Genomic DNA, 16,049 nt, shown 5'->3' on the forward strand with positions numbered 1-16,049 from the left:
ACGACGGGCGCGGGTCAGCCGATGCTGAAGGGGTGGCCGTACAGCGTGGTCTTGGAGTAGTTGTCTCCGACGATCTCGACGACCGTGTACGCGCGGGCCTGGGCGTAGCCGCCGCAGTTCTGCACCTCGAGCTGGGTGTCCTGGTACTGGACCGAGTACTTGCCGTTCTTCTTGAGGTCCTTGCCGGCCACGCTCACGAACTTGACCTGGCCCGCGGAGATCGGGACGGTCAGCGACCCGGACATCGAGGGGCCGTCGAGGCTGATGCCGCCGCCGAAGGAGCCGCTGAGGCCGGTGATGTCGACCTGGCAGCCGACGATGTAGCCGGTGTTGATGCGGGAGACGCCGTGGGTGGAGGAGTTGTTGGTGCCGGGGCTGCCCGCGGCGCCGTTGGTCGGGCCGGCCTCGGTCTCCTTGGTGATTCCGGTGACGTCGGCGGTGACGGTGCCGGAGACCCAGGCGGTGCGGCCGGCGCCGTTCGAGGCCAGCGACGGCGAGATGAGGGCGCTCTCGTCGGTGCGGGTGATGACGGCGCCGGGGGCGTTCTTGGATCCGTCGGGCAGCGGCACGAAGGTGTCGGCGGCGGCGACGCTGGTGGACAGCAGGCCGATGGTCAGGGCTGCTGCGGCGCCGAAACCGCCGACACGGGTGCCGCGGCGCAGGCCGGACAGGCTGTTGGGCATCAAATCGTTCCCCTCACAAGACTTTTCGACCCGGCTTCTCGGGCGCGCGGAGCGCTCGAGCGGCGAGATCCATTCCGCGGGAAACTTAACCAAGGCTAAGTAGGTTTGCAATTTCGTTACCCGGTGACCTTGGTCACGGCTCTGGCTCCGGTCCCGTCGGTCGCATCGCCGCACACCCGTTAGCCTTGCCACATGGCACCCGACAAGACACCCGGACGGCCCGCGAAGAAGGATGCACTGGGGGCCAAAAGGCCCAGCGCGACAGTGAAGAATCGCGGCCCGATCATGGTGCGCCGCGACCGCAAGTCCGGGACGAGCACCGCCGATCAGCGGCTCCTGGACCAGCGCGGTCCGACCGACTGGGTGCACACCGACCCGTGGCGGGTGCTGCGAATCCAGAGCGAGTTCGTCGAGGGCTTCGGCGCGCTCGCGGAGGTGCCCCGCGCCGTCACGGTGTTCGGCTCCGCGCGAACCGGGCCCGATCACCCCGAGTACGTCGTGGGCCGTGAACTCGGCGCCGCGCTCGCCGAGGCCGGGTACGCCGTCATCACCGGCGGCGGGCCCGGCGTGATGGAGTCCGCGAACCGCGGTGCCAGTGAGTCGGGTGGCTACTCGATCGGGCTCGGCATCGAGCTGCCGTTCGAGCAGGGCCTCAACGAGTGGGTCGACCTCGGCATCAACTTCCGCTACTTCTTCGCCCGCAAGACCATGTTCGTCAAGTACTCCCAGGCGTTCATCTGTCTGCCCGGTGGATTCGGCACTCTGGACGAGTTGTTCGAGGCGCTGACCCTGGTCCAGACCCGCAAGGTCACCCGCTTCCCGATCGTGTTGCTGGGCACCGAGTACTGGTCCGGACTGGTCGAGTGGATCCGGAACACCATGCTCGGCGGCGGCAAGATCTCCGAGGGCGACGTCGAGTTGCTGCACGTGACCGACAGCATCGACGAGGCCGTGCGGATCGTCGTCGAGTCGCAGCACGGGGTCGACGCCGCGGAGCTGATGGGCATCGAGGAGGAGTGGTGAGGCCGCTCGGCCGCGCGATCTGCGTGTACTGCGCTTCCGGTCCCGTCGACGGCTCCTACCTGGAGCTGGCCGCGGAGCTGGGCACCGAGATCGGGCGCCGCGGACTGCAACTGGTCTCCGGCGGTGGCAACGTCTCGATGATGGGCGCGGTGGCGGCCGCGGCCCGTGAGGCCGGCGCGTGGACGATCGGGGTCATCCCGAAGGCGTTGGTGCACAGGGAGGTCGCCGACACCGGCGCCGACGAGCTGATCGTCACCGACACCATGCGTCAGCGCAAGCAGATCATGGAGGACCGGGCGGACGCGTTCATCACCCTGCCCGGCGGCATCGGCACTCTCGAGGAACTGTTCGAGACGTGGACCGCCGGCTACCTCGGCATGCACGACAAGCCGGTGGTGATGCTGGATCCGGGCGGACACTACGCCGGGCTGCTGAGCTGGCTGGACGGGCTGCGGGCGGGCGGCTTCGTGCAGCAGCGCGCGCTGGACTCGCTGCGGGTCACCGACACCGTCGCCGCGGCACTGGACGGCTGCGAGCGCTGACGCCGCGCGGGTCCGCGCGGCGACGGGTGGTGCCTCGGGGATCGCCGACTCGGCGTCGTGTCAGGCCGACTTGGCGTCGTGTCAGTATGAAGCCATGACCGAGATTGCCGGAGCGGAGCCTGCGCAGCGACCGGATGTGCCCGGAGCGAAGCCTGCGCAGCGACCAGAGGCACTCATGCCGTTGCCGACCCTGTGTGGCAAGCCGGTGGCGACCGACCGGGCCCTGGTGATGGCCATCGTGAACCGGACTCCGGACTCGTTCTACGACCGCGGCGCCACGTTCACCGACGTGGCCGCGATGGCGGCCGTGCACCGGGCGGTGGCCGAGGGGGCCGATCTGGTCGACATCGGCGGAGTCAAGGCCGGACCGGGCGACGAGGTGGACTCGGCCGAGGAGATCCGACGGGTGGTGCCGTTCGTGGAGGCGATCCGCGCGCAGTACCCGGACCTGTTGATCTCGGTCGACACCTGGCGCTCGTCGGTGGCCCGGTTGGCCTGCGCGGCCGGCGCGGACCTGATCAACGACACCTGGGCGGGCGCGGACGGCGAGCTGGTCGCGGTGGCGGCCGAACTGGGCGCCGGCTACGTGTGCTCGCACACCGGCGGAGCGGTGCCCCGCACCCGGCCGCACCGGGTGCGGTACGACGACGTGGTCGCGGACGTGATCGCCGAGGTGGTCGGTGCGGCGGAACGCGCCCGCGCGCTCGGCGTCCCGGCGGACGGGATCCTCATCGACCCGACCCACGATTTCGGCAAGAACACCTTCCACGGCCTCGAGTTGTTGCGTCGAGTGGACGATCTGGTTAAGACCGGATGGCCTGTGCTGATGGCGTTGAGCAACAAGGACTTTGTCGGGGAGACTCTAGGAGTCGAACTCACCGAGCGGCTGGAGGGCACATTGGCAGCGACAGCACTGGCGGCCGCGAACGGTGCCCGGGTGTTCCGCGTCCACGAGGTTGCCTCCACCCGTCGAGTCGTCGACATGGTCGCGTCCATCGTTGGCACCCGGGCGCCCGCCCGCACCGTGCGGGGCCTGGCATGAGCATCGTGCGCGCGACGGGCGCACAGGTCTGGTCCGAGGCGAACACCTGGGACCACCCGCAGTGGACGGTCGCCGAACTGGAGGCCGCCAAGGGGGGCCGCACCGTCTCGGTGGTCCTCCCGGCCCTCAACGAGGAGAAGACCGTGTCCGCGGTGGTGGACTCGATCCACCCGCTGCTCGGCGGGCTGGTGGACGAGCTGATCGTGCTCGACTCGGGCTCCACCGACGAGACCGCGGAACGGGCGGCGGCCGCAGGTGCCACCGTCGTCAGCAGGGAACAGGCCGTGCCCGAGCTGGCGCCCGCACCCGGCAAGGGAGAGGTGCTGTGGCGCTCGATCGCCGCGAGCACCGGCGACATCATCGCGTTCGTGGACTCCGACCTGATCAACCCTGACCCGCAGTTCGTGCCGAAGCTGCTCGGCCCGCTGCTCACCGTCGACGGCATCCACCTGGTCAAGGGCTTCTACCGGCGTCCGCTGCGGCTCAGCGGCACCGAGGACGCCAACGGCGGCGGCCGGGTCACCGAGCTGGTCGCGCGGCCGATGCTCGCGGCGATGCGGCCGGAGCTGACGGCGGTGCTACAGCCGCTCGGCGGCGAGTACGCGGGCACCCGGGAGCTGCTCTCGGCCGTGCCCTTCGCGCCGGGCTACGGCGTCGAGATCGGGCTGTTGCTCGACACCTACGACCGGCTCGGCCTCAGTGCGATCGGTCAGGTGAACCTCGGGGTCCGCAAGCACCGCAACCGGCCGCTGCTGGAGCTGGGCGTGATGAGCCGGCAGATCATCGGGACCATGTTGGGGCGGTTCGGGATCGAGGACTCGCGGGCCGGGCTGACCCAGTTCCCGGTCCAGGGGGACTCCTTCCTGCCGGTGACCACCGAGGTGTCCCTCGAGGACCGGCCACCGATGAACACGCTGCGGCCCTGACCCGTCGGTGAGGCGCGCCCGTCGGGGCGTGCGGCGACGTCGCGGCGGTCGCGATGTCGGCGGCCCGTGACAAGATCGGGTCATGTTCACGGTGCTGCTCTACCTACTGGTGATGGCGCTCGTCGGTGGCGTCCTGTTCCTGGTGGCGACGTCGGTGTTCGGTCGCGGCGAGGAGATGGCGCCGCTGCCTGCCGGGACGACGGCCACCATGCTGCCGGTCCGGGACGTCGTGGGTGCGGACGTCCGGGCGCTGCGCTTCCAGCAGACGGCCCGCGGCTACAAGGCCAGCGAGGTGGACTGGGCGCTGGACCGACTGGCCGCCGAGATCGACGCGCTGCGCGGCGAACTGGCGCAGGCCCGCACGGAGCCCCAGGCGCCCGAGGAGATCGCGTCGGAGGCGGGCCAGGTGGGCGAGGAGGCTCAGCAATGAGCACTGATCCCGGCCCCGACACCAGGATTCGCTGCCCCTGGGCGGTGGACGCCTCCGGCTCGACGCTCTACCGCGACTACCACGACTTCGAGTGGGGTACCCCGCTGCACGGCCGGGACGAGCTTTTCGAACGGATCTGCCTCGAGGCCTTCCAGGCCGGGCTGTCCTGGATCACGGTGCTGCGCAAGCGGGAGGCGTTCCGGGCCGGGTTCGCCGGCTTCGACGTCGAGGCCGTCGCCGGCTTCGACGCCGACGACGTCGCGCGGTTGACGGCCGATCCCGGCATCGTCCGGAACCGGGCCAAGATCGACGCCTGCATCGGCAACGCCCGAGCCGTGCTGGCGCTGACCGACACGGACCTCGACTCGCTGCTGTGGTCGTTCGCGCCCGAGCCTCGGGGTCGGCGTCTCCGCAGCGTCGGAGACGTCCCGGCGATCACCGTCGAGTCCACCGCGATGTCCCGGGAACTCAAACGCCGCGGCTTCCGGTTTGTCGGTCCCACCACGGCATACGCGCTGATGCAGGCCACCGGGATGGTTGACGACCACCTCGACGAATGCTGGGTTCCGAGGCGCTGACGGAGGCCCCCGGGGCGGCCGGACGGGCCGCCCGTAGGCCGTTTGGGAGCCTCAGGTTCCCGTCGAATCGGACGATAGGGAAGAATATGTCTGTCGACCCGGCAAAATCCGCCGGGACCGGCGGTAAGCCTAGGCGCAGAGCAGGGCGGCGCAGATCTGGAGGGAGCAGGTAATGGCGGCCATGAAGCCCCGGACCGGTGACGGTCCCCTCGAAGCAACCAAAGAAGGACGAGGGATCGTCATGCGGGTTCCGCTCGAGGGTGGAGGTCGGCTAGTCGTCGAACTGACCCCGGACGAAGCCGCTGCACTGGGGGACGAACTCAAGAACGTCACCAGCTAGCTGCTTCGCGGTCGGTGCGGGTTTGCACCGACACTCGACGTGCAACAGGCCCCGCACGCCGTCCCCGGCAGGCGGGGCCTCGTCGTGGGCGCAGTCGGGTGGTCGCTCAGCCCGGAGTCACCGATCCAAGGAGTTTCGATCATGCTCGACGATGTCGTAGACCTGCTCGCGTGCCCGCACTGCGGCAGCTCGCTCGACCCTGTGGACCGCACCCTGCTGTGCGAGCGGGGGCACAGCTTCGACGTCGCCAGACACGGCTACGTCAGCCTGTTGCCGGGGGCCTCGAAGATCACCGGGGACACCGCCGAGATGATCGCTGCGCGCGGACAGTTCCTCGACGGCGGGCACTTCGACCCGCTGCGCGAGGCGGTCGCGTCGGCCTGCGCCACGACGGCCGTCGCCGAGCCCGCGGTGCTCGAGGTCGGTGCCGGCACCGGGCACTACCTCGCGACGGTCCTGGAGACGCTGCCGGGGGCCCGGGGCATCGGGCTCGACGTCTCCAAGCCCGCGGCTCGCCGACTCGCCCGGGCACACCCCCGGGTCGGCGCCGTGGTCGCCGACATCTGGACTCAGCTGCCGGTGCTCGACGCCGCGGTCAGCCATGTGCTCTCTGTCTTCGCCCCACGCAACGCCGCCGAACTACGGCGGGTGCTGCGGACCGACGGCGTACTGGTGGTGCTCACTCCCACGGACCGGCACCAACACGAGCTGGTGGACCTGCTGGGCCTGGTGCGGGTGGACGAGAACAAGACGGTCCGGCTGGGGGCCTCGATGGCCGGTCACTTCGAGCGGGTCGACCGGGTTTCCGTCGACTATCCGATGGCCTTGACCCACAGCGAGATCGAGTCGCTGGTCGCGATGGGACCGTCGGCGCGGCACCTCGACGAGAGGGTGCGTGCGGAGCGGATCGCGCGGCTGCCCGAGCCCGCGGTGGTGACCGCGTCGGTCACCGTCTCCACCTACCGGACGGCGTAGCCGGCGGGCACCCGACCGGTGTAGTGCCCGATCGCCGCCTCGTAGACCGCCAGGGTCTGACGGGCGATCTGCGCCCAGGAGAAGTCCGAGATGGCCCGCCTGCGGCCGGCGCGTCCCATCTCGGCCGCGGCGACCGGGTCGGACGTCACCTCGTTGACGGCCGCAGCCAGCGCCCGCTCGAACGCCTCCGGCTCGTACGAGTTGTAGTGCACGAGGCGGCCGGTGACGCGGTCCACGACGACCTCGGGAATGCCGCCGACGTCCGAGGCCACCACCGCGGTCTCCGTGGCCATCGCCTCGAGATTCACGATGCCGAGCGGCTCGTACACCGACGGACACACGAACACCGTTGCCGCGGAGAGCAGTTCCCGGACCCGTGCGGTGGGCAGCATCTCCCGGACCCAGTGCACGTTGCCCCGCGCGCGGGACAGTTCGGCGACCGCGCGTTCGGTGTCGGCGGCGATCTGCGGGGTGTCCGGCGCACCCGCGCACAGCACCAGTTGCACAGCCGGGTCGAAGTCGTGGGCCGCCGCGATCAGGTGGCGCAGTCCCTTCTGCCGGGTGATCCGGCCGACGAACACGGCGATCGGGGCGTCCGGGTCCACCCCGAGGTCGGTCAGGACCGAGCCGGGCCGGGCCGGCGGTTCCGGGTACCAGACGTCGGTGTCGATTCCGTTGCGCACCACGTGCACTCGATCCGGGTCGACGAAGGGGTAGGCGTCGAGCACATCCGCGCGCATGCCTTCGCTCACCGCGATGACGGCGTCGGCGAACTGCATGGCGTTGCGCTCGGACCACGACGAGATCCGGTAGCCGGCGCCGAGCTGCTCCGCCTTCCACGGCCGACGCGGTTCCAGCGAGTGTGCGGTGAGCACGTGCGGCATCCCGTGCAGTTCGCCGGCGAGGTGCCCGGCCAGGCCGGTGTACCAGGTGTGCGAGTGCGCCACGTCCGCCCCGGCCGCGGCCGCGGCCATCCGAAGTTCGGCGGAGAGCATCGAGAGCGCGGGATTGGCCGCCGCCAGAGCCGGATCCGGCTGGTGCACGACGGCGCCTTCGCGGGCGATGCCCATGCAGTGCACGTCGACCTCGCAGAGCCGCGTGAGCTGCGCGACGAGCTCGGTGACGTGGACCCCGGCCCCGCCGTAGATCTCGGGTGGGTACTCCCTGGTCATCATTGCCACGCGCACGGGCTAAACGTAGCCGCCGCGGCCGGGGACGGCCACCGCTCCCGGACCGCGGCGGTTCGGGCGTGTCCCGGACCCGGGCGGGTCGCTCTCGGGCGGGGCCTCGGGCGGGTCCCGGTAGCGGGGGTGGGGCGGTGCCGATAGGTTGACAGGGTGAGGAGCCAGCCGCATGTGCTTGGAATCGTGCTCGCCGGCGGCGAGGGGAAGCGTCTTCATCCCCTGACCGCGGACCGGGCGAAGCCCGCCGTGCCGTTCGGTGGGGCCTACCGGCTCATCGACTTCGTGCTCAGCAACCTGGTCAACGCCGGTTACCTCCGGATCTGCGTGCTGACCCAGTACAAGTCGCACTCCCTGGACCGGCACATCTCCCAGACCTGGCGGCTGTCCGGATTCGCGGGGGAGTACATCACCCCGGTCCCGGCCCAGCAGCGGCTCGGCCCGCGCTGGTACACCGGCAGCGCCGACGCCATCTTCCAGTCGTTGAACCTGGTGTACGACGAGGACCCCGAGTACATCGTCGTGTTCGGCGCGGACCACGTGTACCGGATGGACCCGGAACAGATGGTCCAGCACCACATCGACTCCGGCGCCGGCGTGACGGTCGCGGGGATCCGGGTGCCGCGCAGCGAGGCGACGGCCTTCGGCTGCATCGACAGCGACGAGTCGGGGCGGATCACCCAGTTCCTGGAGAAGCCGGTGCACCCGCCGGGCACCCCCGACGACCCCAACGTCACCTTCGCGTCGATGGGCAACTACGTGTTCACCACCAAGGTGCTGGTGGACGCCATCCGGGCGGACTCGGAGAACTCCGACTCCGACCACGACATGGGCGGCGACATCATCCCCGCGCTGGTGGCGGCCGGCGCCGCCGCGGTCTACGACTTCAAGGACAACGTGGTGCCTGGCGCCACCGACCGGGACCGCGGCTACTGGCGCGACGTCGGGACCATCGACGCGTTCTACGAGGCGCACATGGACCTGGTCTCCGTGCACCCGGTGTTCAACCTCTACAACCGGCGCTGGCCGATCCGCGGCGCGGCTGAGAACCTGGCGCCGGCTAAGTTCGTGCAGGGCGGTCTGGCGCAGGAGTCGGTGGTCGGGGCGGGGTGCATCCTGTCCGCGGCGACGGTGCGCAACTCGGTGCTCAGTTCCAACGTGATGGTCGACAGCGGCGCCACCGTGGAGGGCAGCGTGCTGATGCCCGGTGTCCGGGTCGGCAAGGGTGCCGTGGTGCGGCACGCCATCCTCGACAAGAACGTGGTGGTGGGGGAGGGCGAGATCATCGGCGTCGACCTCGAGCGGGACCGTCAGCGGTTCGCGGTCAGTGCCGGCGGCGTGGTCGCCATCGGCAAGGGCGTCTGGATCTAGGGCGGGGAATCTGGACCCGGTCAGCCGGTCCGCAGGTCCCGTCGGCGCAGGCCCACCAGCCCGGCCGCGATCAGCGCCACGTCGATCAGCAGCAGCCACGCCACCGGTGCGAACTCGAACGGGGCGCCGGGGAGCTTGGGTGTGTGGGTGAACGGCTCGAGGTCGAGCACCCACTGCGGGACGCCGGAGATCGACCCGAGCAGGTACAGCGCGACGAACGCCACCAGCACACCCCACGCCACCGGTGTGAACCGCGGCGCCAGCCCGAACAGCGCGACGGTCACGGCGGCGAGCATCCAGATCGCGGGCAGCTGCACCAGGGCGGCGGCCAGCACGCCGGGCAGCGTGCCGCCGACGTCGCCGGCCGCGGCCCCGTAGGCCAGCCCCGCCACCAGTCCCGCGGCCAGCATCGCCACGGCCGGACCGGCGATCGCGAGCACGAGATGGCTCGCGGCCCACCGGGTTCGGCCGACCGCGCCGGAGAGCACCGTCTCGCCGCGCTGCGCGACCTCCTCGCCGTGCAGTCGCAGCGCCGACGAGATCGCCAGCGCCGCAGCGCCGACCGCGAGCATGGTGAACGCGATGGTGACGAAGGAGTCCTCCAGGGCCTGCGATCCGCCGATCCGGTTCACGATGTCCCGGATCGCGTCGCTGCCCCCGATCTCGTCGCCGATGCCGTGCACCACGCTGCCGATCAGCAGGGCGTATAGGCAGATTCCCACGGTGGACGCCACGAGCGCGCCCCGCTGCAGCCGCCACGACAGGCCGAACGGGCCGCTCAGCGCGGGCGCCGCGGTGGGCGGCCCGGGACGTTCGGCGATCAACCCGGCCCCGACGTCACGCCGCCGCAGCAGCGCGTAGGCCACCGCCGTGAGCGCGACCGTCGCCGTCAGGTGCAGCAACAGCACCCACCAGCGGTCGCCGGCGTACGGGCGCACCTGAAGGGACCAGCCCAGCGGCGAGAGCCACGACAGCGCCCCCGAGCCGGCGTCGCCGACGGCCCGCAGCGCGAAGGCCGCCCCGAGCGCGGCGAACGCGATGCCGCGGGCGGTGCGGGCGCTGGTGCTGAGCTGGGCGGCGACCGCCGCTACCGCGGTGAACACGATCCCGGAGCCGGCCAGCGCGAGACCGAAGGCCAGCGAGCCGGCGTGCGGCACGTCGGTGGTGAGCAGTCCGGCGGTGCCGATCAGCCCGGTCGCGATCGAGGCGCCGAAGGCGACCGTCAACGCGGCGGTCAGGCCGGCATACCGGCCGACGGAGGTGGAGTCGAGAAGTTCTGTCCGGCCGGACTCCTCCTCCGCTCGGGTGTGCCGGATCAGGGTCAGGATCACCGCGACCGCGATCAGGGTGTGGAACATGCCGGCCTTCCAGATGCCGACCGCGCCCAGGCTGTCGTTGTAGATCGCGCCGTACATGGCGCGTTGCGCGGGACTGCTCATGATCGTGGCCGCGAAGGATGCGCGGTCCGCCTCGGAGGGGTAGACGCTCTCGATGCTGCCCACGTACACCGACGCCAGCGGCAGCGACAGCAACAGCACCCACAGCGGCAGCACGAACCGGTCTCGTCGCAGGACGAGTCGCAGCAGTGCGAAGGCGCCGGTGAAGTTCGACGCTCGCCGCGGGGCCGCCGCGGGCGGGCGCCGGCCGGCGATCGTGGCGGTGCTCATGCCGACACCTTCTCCCCACTGGTCTCGGGGCCGTCGACCCCTGTTGTTCCGTCGGCCTCTGTCGTTCCGTCGATCTCGTAGTGGCGCAGGAACAACTCCTCCAGGGTCGGCGGCTTGCTGACCAGGCTGCGCACGCCGGTGTCGCCGAGGACCCGGATCAGTTCGCCGAGGTGCTCGCTGTCGACCTGGCAGTGCAGGGTGTGATTGTCGAGAGAAACATCCTCGACGCCGGTGAGGTGGCTGAGATCTCCTGGGTCGCCGAGCAGTTCGGCGCTGATGGAGGTGCGGCTCAGGTGACGCATGTCGGCGAGCGCGCCACTCTCGACCGTCCGGCCGGCGCGGATGATCGTCACCCGTTGGCACAGCGCCTCCACCTCGGACAGGATGTGACTCGACAGCAGCACCGTGACGCCGCGCCGCGCCGCCTCGGTGACGCACTCACGAAAGACCTTTTCCATCAACGGGTCCAGTCCGGATGTCGGTTCGTCGAGCAGCAGCAGTCGTGCATTCGACGACAGGGCCGACACCAGGGACACCTTCTGCCGGTTGCCCTTCGAGTAGGTTCGCGCCTTCTTGCGCGGGTCGAGGTCGAACCGCTCGATGAGTTCGGCGCGCCGCGAGGCGTCGATGCCGCCCCGCATCCGGCCGAGCAGGTCGATCGTCTCCCCGCCCGACAGTGAGGGCCACAGAGTGACGTCGCCTGGCACGTAAGCGATCTCGCGGTGCAGGTCGACCGCGTCGGCCCACGGGTCGCTGCCCAGGACGCGGGCGGTCCCGGAGGTCGCCTGGAGGATTCCGAGCAGCACCCGGACGGTGGTCGACTTCCCGGAGCCGTTGGGCCCGAGGAAGCCGTGCACCTCGCCCTCGCCGACGGTGAGGTCCAGGCCGTCGAGCGCGTGCACCTGGCCGAAGTGCTTGTGCAGGTCGTGGACTTCGATGATTTCAGTCATCGATTCTCCTAAGAGGCTGTACCGCTTGTGCTTTCGGCGCCTGTCGAGGATTCGGAGCGCTGCTGGAGGACTGTGTCGAAGAAGGTCGTGTCGATGAACAGGCCCTCGGTGAAGAGTTCGAGGGCGGGAAACATGATCTCGTCCGTGAGGTCGCGCAACGCGCGCCCCCAGTCGACGGGGTCCTCGTGCTCGCCCCGCATCTGCAGGAACAGCAGGGTGCCGCCCATGTTCTGCATCGCGAGGTAGCGCGCCCGTGCCGCCGGGTCCCGGCTGGGCCGGAGTGTGCCGGCGGCCACCGCGTCCGCCAGGTACTGCTCGGTGGTGGCGACGAGGTGCTCGAACATCGACCGCGCCAGTGAGCCGCCGGCCTGGTAGCTGCGCACCAGGTAGGCCACCAGGGGTGCGTACTCCTCGACCTCGGCGAGTTGTTGCAGCAGCCCGGTGGCGCTGGGCCTGGTCAGGGACTCGGTCTTGGCGACCCGGATGGCCTCGAGGACGTGGGCGTCGCACTCCTCCCGCAGCGCGTCCTTGGACCCGAAGTGGTGGTTGACCAGTCCGGGCGAAACGCCGGCGGCCGCGGCGACCGCACGCACGCCGGTCGAGAATCCCTGCTCGCCGAACACGGCGATCGCGGCGTCGCGGATCCGGGCGCGGGTGGTCCGGTCCCGGCTGAGGGCCTGCGGGTCGACGTTCATTGAACGCATGTTCAAAACTCTAAACGCCCGTTCAATCGGGCGGCAAGGGGTCGGCCCGTCAAGGAAACGTCAAAATGCGTCAGCCGCGGGAGGCGCAGAGCACTCCGTCGCCGACCGGCAGCAGCACCTTGGTCAGCCGGTCGTCCTCGGCGATCGCGCGGGCCGCCGCGCGGACCGCGAGAGTGGTCGCGTCGCGGGCCGTCACATCGACCACCCGGCCGCCGTACAGCGCGTTGTGCAGCACCAGCACCCCGCCGGGGCGCAGCAACCGCACGCACTCCTCGACGTAGCGCGGGTGGTCGGCCGGCGAGGTGTCCACGAAGACCAGGTCGTAGGCGCCGTCGGCGAGTCGCGGCAGCACCTCGAGGCCGTCGCCGTTGATCAGGCGCGTCCGGGAGGAGGTGATGCCGCCGGACCGGAAGGCGTCCTTGGCGGCGCGCTGCAGCTCGGGTTCCGCGTCGATGGTGGTGAGCACGCCGTCCGCACGCATGCCGTCGAGCAGCCACAGGCCGCTCACGCCGGCGCCGGTGCCGATCTCCACCACGGTCCGGGCGTCGAGCATCTGCGCGAACAGGCTGAGCAGTGCGCCCACAGACGCCGGCACGGGATCGCCGCCCAGGTCCTCGGCCCGTTCGCGGGCGGAAAGGAGGACCTCGTCCTCCAGGACGGAGTCCTCGGTGTGGGCCAGTATCTGGTCGCCATTGGTCTGCACGATGTCGAGGCTATCGCCGTCGCGGCGCGGCCGGGCACAGGCGCGCGAGTACGGCGGATTCTCAGGCCCCGCTCAGGTTGCTCATAGTGCGCGCACATCCGGGTACGAAAGGCTGAACGCGTCACGAGATCACCAGACCGCATCGGTGGCAGCTACGAACGTGAAGTCGCGACGGGGAACATTCCGGACAACCCGGGCGTTGTACCCGTTACGCGTCGAAAGCGTGTCGCGTAGTTGCCGCCAGCTGTCCTGAGCAGGAGGTCCACCACATCTCGATGATCAACGCCGAGCCCGTCCTCGCCGCCGCATCCGCCCAGCTCCCTGATCTGGACAAGCTCTCCGATCCGGACCGGTTGCTCGAATCGGCCGAGTCCGCCGACCTGCGCGGCACGGCCGCGTTCGACGCGAGCGGCGGCCAGTCCGCCATGCCGTCGTGGGACGAACTGGTCCGTGAACACGGCGATCGCGTCTACCGACTGGCCTACCGGCTGTCCGGGAACGCCCAGGACGCGGAGGACCTCACCCAGGACACATTCATCCGGGTTTTCCGTTCGCTGTCGAATTACCAGGCCGGCACGTTCGAGGGTTGGCTGCACCGGATCACGACAAACCTCTTCCTCGACATGGTGCGCCGCCGTAACCGGATCAAGATGGAGGCGCTGCCCGAGGACTACGAGCGGGTGCCCTCCGATCGGCCGAACCCCGAGGAGATCTACCACGACGCCCGCCTCGACCCGGACCTCCAGGACGCGCTCGACTCGCTGGCCCCGGAATTCCGTGCCGCCGTCGTGCTCTGCGACATCGAGGGCCTGTCGTACGAGGAGATCGGTGCCACACTGGGCGTGAAGCTCGGTACCGTACGGAGTCGGATCCATCGCGGACGGCAGGCGCTGCGGGACCACCTGTCAGCCTCGGCTGCGGCCGCGGGCAGGACAGGTACATCGGCGGTGACCACACGGTGAAGGTGCAGGAGGGATCGATGACGCAGGCAGGCCGACGGCGCCAGTTCAGTTCCACCGAGCATCTGGCCAGCGAGGCCGTCGCCGCGTACGTAGACGGCGAACTGCAGATGAACGCCTACCTCCGGGCCGCCCAGCACATCGCGGAGTGCCCGGAGTGTGCGGCCGCGGTGGACGCGCAGCAGCATGCCCGGGTGGCGTTGCGCCGCTCGGCCGAGATCAGCATGCCCAGCGGGCTGCTGGGACTGCTCAGCCAGATCCCCATGTGCACCCCGCCCGCGGACGCCGAGCCCGACGACCGGCCCGGTGCGGACTCCCCGTTCGGACGTCGGCGCGCCGCGCTGTCCGCGCGGATGAACTCCTACTCGCTGCCGACTTGGCGCCGATTCCGCTGACCTCACCCCTGTCCGCGTCGGTGCTCGCCGATGTGACGGCGTCGGTGATACTGGAACACGTGACTGCCGCCAACGAGGGACGCGAGTCCGCGTGAACTCCGACTCGACCCAGCCGGACTCCGCCCCGCCGCGCCTCGCGCCCCGCCCGCTCTACCGCCCCGCCGTGGACCCGGCGTCCGCCGCCGCGTTCGGTCGCCCGGCCGGTACCAGCGAGTCCTTCGCCCCCGCCCGCGACGCCGGCCACGACCCCGCCCTGACGATCGGGCCGCCCGACCCGGTCCTGGCCGAGGCGTTCGGCCGGCCCCACGACGCCGTCGAGTCCATCCAGCGTGACCCGGACGGCGACGCACCCCGCCACCCGGAGCCGACGGCACCCGCCGATCCGTGGCGTGATCCCGATGCCGCGGTCAGCCTCGGCTCGGCCGCGCTGACGCCGCCGCCGGTGGCCGCGGCGCCCCCCGCACCCAAGCTCACCGTCCGCGACGTCCTGCTCGGCGACCGGATTGCGCCGCGCGCGCTGGCGGTCCTGGTCGGCGGCGCGCTGGCCATCGGGCTGGTCGGCGGCGTCGTGGGACGGGTCACCGCCGAGAACGTCGGCGCGCTCACCAGCCAGAAGGTCTCGCTCACCCAGTCCGGTACCGACGACCGCGAGGCCGGCCAGGTGGCCAAGGTCGCCGCCGCAGTGCAGCCGTCGGTGGTCTCCATCCAGGTGGCGCTCGGCGACGAGTCCGGCACCGGCTCCGGCGTGGTCATCGACGGCGCCGGCTACATCGTCACAAACAACCACGTGATCTCGATGGCCGCCACCGACCCCGAGAAGGCGACGCTGCGCGTGGTGTTCGACGACGGCACCCGGGTGCCCGCCGAGATCGTCGGCCGCGACACCAAGACCGACCTCGCCGTGATCAAGGTGAACGTCGGCAACCTCACCGTGGCCGAGCTCGGCAGGTCCGCCGACGTCTCGGTCGGGGACGACGTGGTCGCGGTGGGGTCGCCGCTGGGCCTGAGCAACACGGTGACCAGTGGCATCGTCAGCGCGCTGCACCGGCCGGTCCGGCTCGGCGGCGACGGCACCGACACCGATGCGGTCATCGACGCGGTGCAGACCGACGCGGCGATCAACCCCGGCAACTCCGGCGGGCCGCTGGTGGACCACGAGGGCCGGGTCATCGGCATCAACTCGGCGATCCGCAGCGAGAGCGGTGGTTCGGTGGGACTCGGTTTCGCGATCCCGGTCGACGACGTCACCGCGGTCGCCCAGGCGCTGATCCGTGACGGCGTCATGCACCACTCGGAGATCGGCGTCAACGCGCGGTCGGTGACCAACGAGCAGACCACCGGCGCCCAGGTCGCGAACGTGCAGGCAGGCAGCCCGGCCGAGCAGGCGGGCATCGTCGAGGGCGACGTCATCGTCAAGGTGGGGGACCGAGCGGTGGCCGGCGCGGACGAGTTGGTGGTGGCCGTGCACCAGCAGCCGGCAGGCCAGTCCGTGCCGGTGCAGCTGATCCGCTCAGGACGCTCGGTCGAGGTGCAGGTGACGCCGGTTTCGGACTGATCCCACTCCACCTGTTGTGAGTTTG

The 16,049-nt window shown here is 70.7% G+C and carries 17 protein-coding genes and 1 pseudogene; 12 read left to right on the forward strand and 6 right to left on the reverse strand.

The window, feature by feature from the left end:
• Positions 1–14: 14 nt before the first annotated feature.
• Positions 15–683, reverse strand: coding sequence for an MspA family porin (locus tag RT2_RS16945; protein ID WP_072845971.1), 669 nt, complete (start codon positions 681–683; stop codon positions 15–17).
• A gap of 192 nt (positions 684–875) precedes the next feature.
• Here RT2_RS16945 and RT2_RS16950 point away from each other — a divergent pair, with 192 nt between their 5' ends.
• The 8 genes from RT2_RS16950 (at position 876) to RT2_RS16985 (ending at position 6,539) form a co-directional block, all read left to right on the forward strand.
• Positions 876–1,706, forward strand: a complete 831-nt coding sequence (locus tag RT2_RS16950) for an LOG family protein (protein WP_072845972.1) — start codon at positions 876–878, stop codon at positions 1,704–1,706.
• A complete protein-coding gene (locus RT2_RS16955; protein ID WP_245709518.1) occupies positions 1,703–2,248 on the forward strand; it encodes an LOG family protein in 546 nt (181 codons plus the stop codon). The genes RT2_RS16950 and RT2_RS16955 overlap by 4 nt, the downstream gene beginning before the upstream one ends.
• A gap of 175 nt (positions 2,249–2,423) precedes the next feature.
• Complete coding sequence (folP, locus tag RT2_RS16960) at positions 2,424–3,290, forward strand: dihydropteroate synthase (RefSeq protein ID WP_072845974.1); 867 nt, start codon at positions 2,424–2,426, stop codon at positions 3,288–3,290.
• On the forward strand, positions 3,287–4,216 hold the full coding sequence (locus RT2_RS16965) for a glucosyl-3-phosphoglycerate synthase (protein ID WP_072845975.1): 930 nt from the start codon (positions 3,287–3,289) through the stop codon (positions 4,214–4,216). The genes folP and RT2_RS16965 overlap by 4 nt, the downstream gene beginning before the upstream one ends.
• An 82-nt stretch (positions 4,217–4,298) precedes the next feature.
• Positions 4,299–4,646 (forward strand): DivIVA domain-containing protein, encoded by a 348-nt coding sequence (locus tag RT2_RS16970; protein ID WP_072845976.1) that lies wholly within the window; start codon positions 4,299–4,301, stop codon positions 4,644–4,646.
• Positions 4,643–5,224 carry a DNA-3-methyladenine glycosylase I gene (locus tag RT2_RS16975; protein WP_072845977.1) on the forward strand — a complete coding sequence of 194 codons (582 nt, stop codon included), beginning with the start codon at positions 4,643–4,645 and terminating at the stop codon, positions 5,222–5,224. The genes RT2_RS16970 and RT2_RS16975 overlap by 4 nt, the downstream gene beginning before the upstream one ends.
• A 172-nt stretch (positions 5,225–5,396) precedes the next feature.
• Complete coding sequence (locus RT2_RS16980; RefSeq protein ID WP_005059648.1) at positions 5,397–5,564, forward strand: DUF3117 domain-containing protein; 168 nt, start codon at positions 5,397–5,399, stop codon at positions 5,562–5,564.
• Positions 5,565–5,705: 141 nt separating this feature from the next.
• Positions 5,706–6,539: a putative RNA methyltransferase gene (locus tag RT2_RS16985; RefSeq protein WP_072845978.1), complete on the forward strand. Its 834-nt coding sequence runs from the start codon at positions 5,706–5,708 to the stop codon at positions 6,537–6,539.
• Here the strand turns inward: RT2_RS16985 and glgA are convergent.
• On the reverse strand, positions 6,524–7,726 hold the full coding sequence (gene glgA / locus RT2_RS16990; protein WP_072845979.1) for a glycogen synthase: 1,203 nt from the start codon (positions 7,724–7,726) through the stop codon (positions 6,524–6,526). The two genes, RT2_RS16985 and glgA, sit on opposite strands and share 16 nt — an antisense overlap.
• A 150-nt stretch (positions 7,727–7,876) precedes the next feature.
• On the opposite strand from glgA, the gene glgC reads away from it, so the two are divergent.
• Positions 7,877–9,091 carry a glucose-1-phosphate adenylyltransferase gene (gene glgC / locus RT2_RS16995; protein WP_072845980.1) on the forward strand — a complete coding sequence of 405 codons (1,215 nt, stop codon included), beginning with the start codon at positions 7,877–7,879 and terminating at the stop codon, positions 9,089–9,091.
• Positions 9,092–9,111: 20 nt separating this feature from the next.
• Here glgC and RT2_RS17000 read toward each other — a convergent pair whose 3' ends face one another.
• The 4 genes from RT2_RS17000 to RT2_RS17015 form a co-directional block, all read right to left on the reverse strand.
• Positions 9,112–10,758, reverse strand: coding sequence for an ABC transporter permease (locus RT2_RS17000; RefSeq protein ID WP_092776411.1), 1,647 nt, complete (start codon positions 10,756–10,758; stop codon positions 9,112–9,114).
• Positions 10,755–11,708 carry an ABC transporter ATP-binding protein gene (locus RT2_RS17005; RefSeq protein ID WP_072845981.1) on the reverse strand — a complete coding sequence of 318 codons (954 nt, stop codon included), beginning with the start codon at positions 11,706–11,708 and terminating at the stop codon, positions 10,755–10,757. The genes RT2_RS17000 and RT2_RS17005 overlap by 4 nt, the downstream gene beginning before the upstream one ends.
• A gap of 8 nt (positions 11,709–11,716) precedes the next feature.
• Positions 11,717–12,412: a TetR/AcrR family transcriptional regulator gene (locus RT2_RS17010; RefSeq protein ID WP_072845982.1), complete on the reverse strand. Its 696-nt coding sequence runs from the start codon at positions 12,410–12,412 to the stop codon at positions 11,717–11,719.
• A 70-nt stretch (positions 12,413–12,482) separates the two neighbouring features.
• Positions 12,483–13,115, reverse strand: a complete 633-nt coding sequence (locus RT2_RS17015) for an O-methyltransferase (RefSeq protein WP_072845983.1) — start codon at positions 13,113–13,115, stop codon at positions 12,483–12,485.
• A 365-nt stretch (positions 13,116–13,480) separates the two neighbouring features.
• Here RT2_RS17015 and sigE point away from each other — a divergent pair.
• The 3 genes and pseudogenes from sigE to RT2_RS17030 form a co-directional block, all read left to right on the forward strand.
• A pseudogene (gene sigE, locus RT2_RS17020) lies at positions 13,481–14,077 on the forward strand (RNA polymerase sigma factor SigE); the annotation flags it as partial.
• Between the two features lie 17 nt (positions 14,078–14,094).
• Complete coding sequence (locus RT2_RS17025; protein WP_072846054.1) at positions 14,095–14,469, forward strand: zf-HC2 domain-containing protein; 375 nt, start codon at positions 14,095–14,097, stop codon at positions 14,467–14,469.
• A gap of 91 nt (positions 14,470–14,560) precedes the next feature.
• On the forward strand, positions 14,561–16,024 hold the full coding sequence (locus tag RT2_RS17030) for a S1C family serine protease (RefSeq protein ID WP_072845984.1): 1,464 nt from the start codon (positions 14,561–14,563) through the stop codon (positions 16,022–16,024).
• Positions 16,025–16,049 lie beyond the last annotated feature (25 nt).

This window comes from Rhodococcus tukisamuensis NBRC 100609 (genome assembly GCF_001894985.1).
Lineage (GTDB): Bacteria > Actinomycetota > Actinomycetes > Mycobacteriales > Mycobacteriaceae > Rhodococcus_G > Rhodococcus_G tukisamuensis.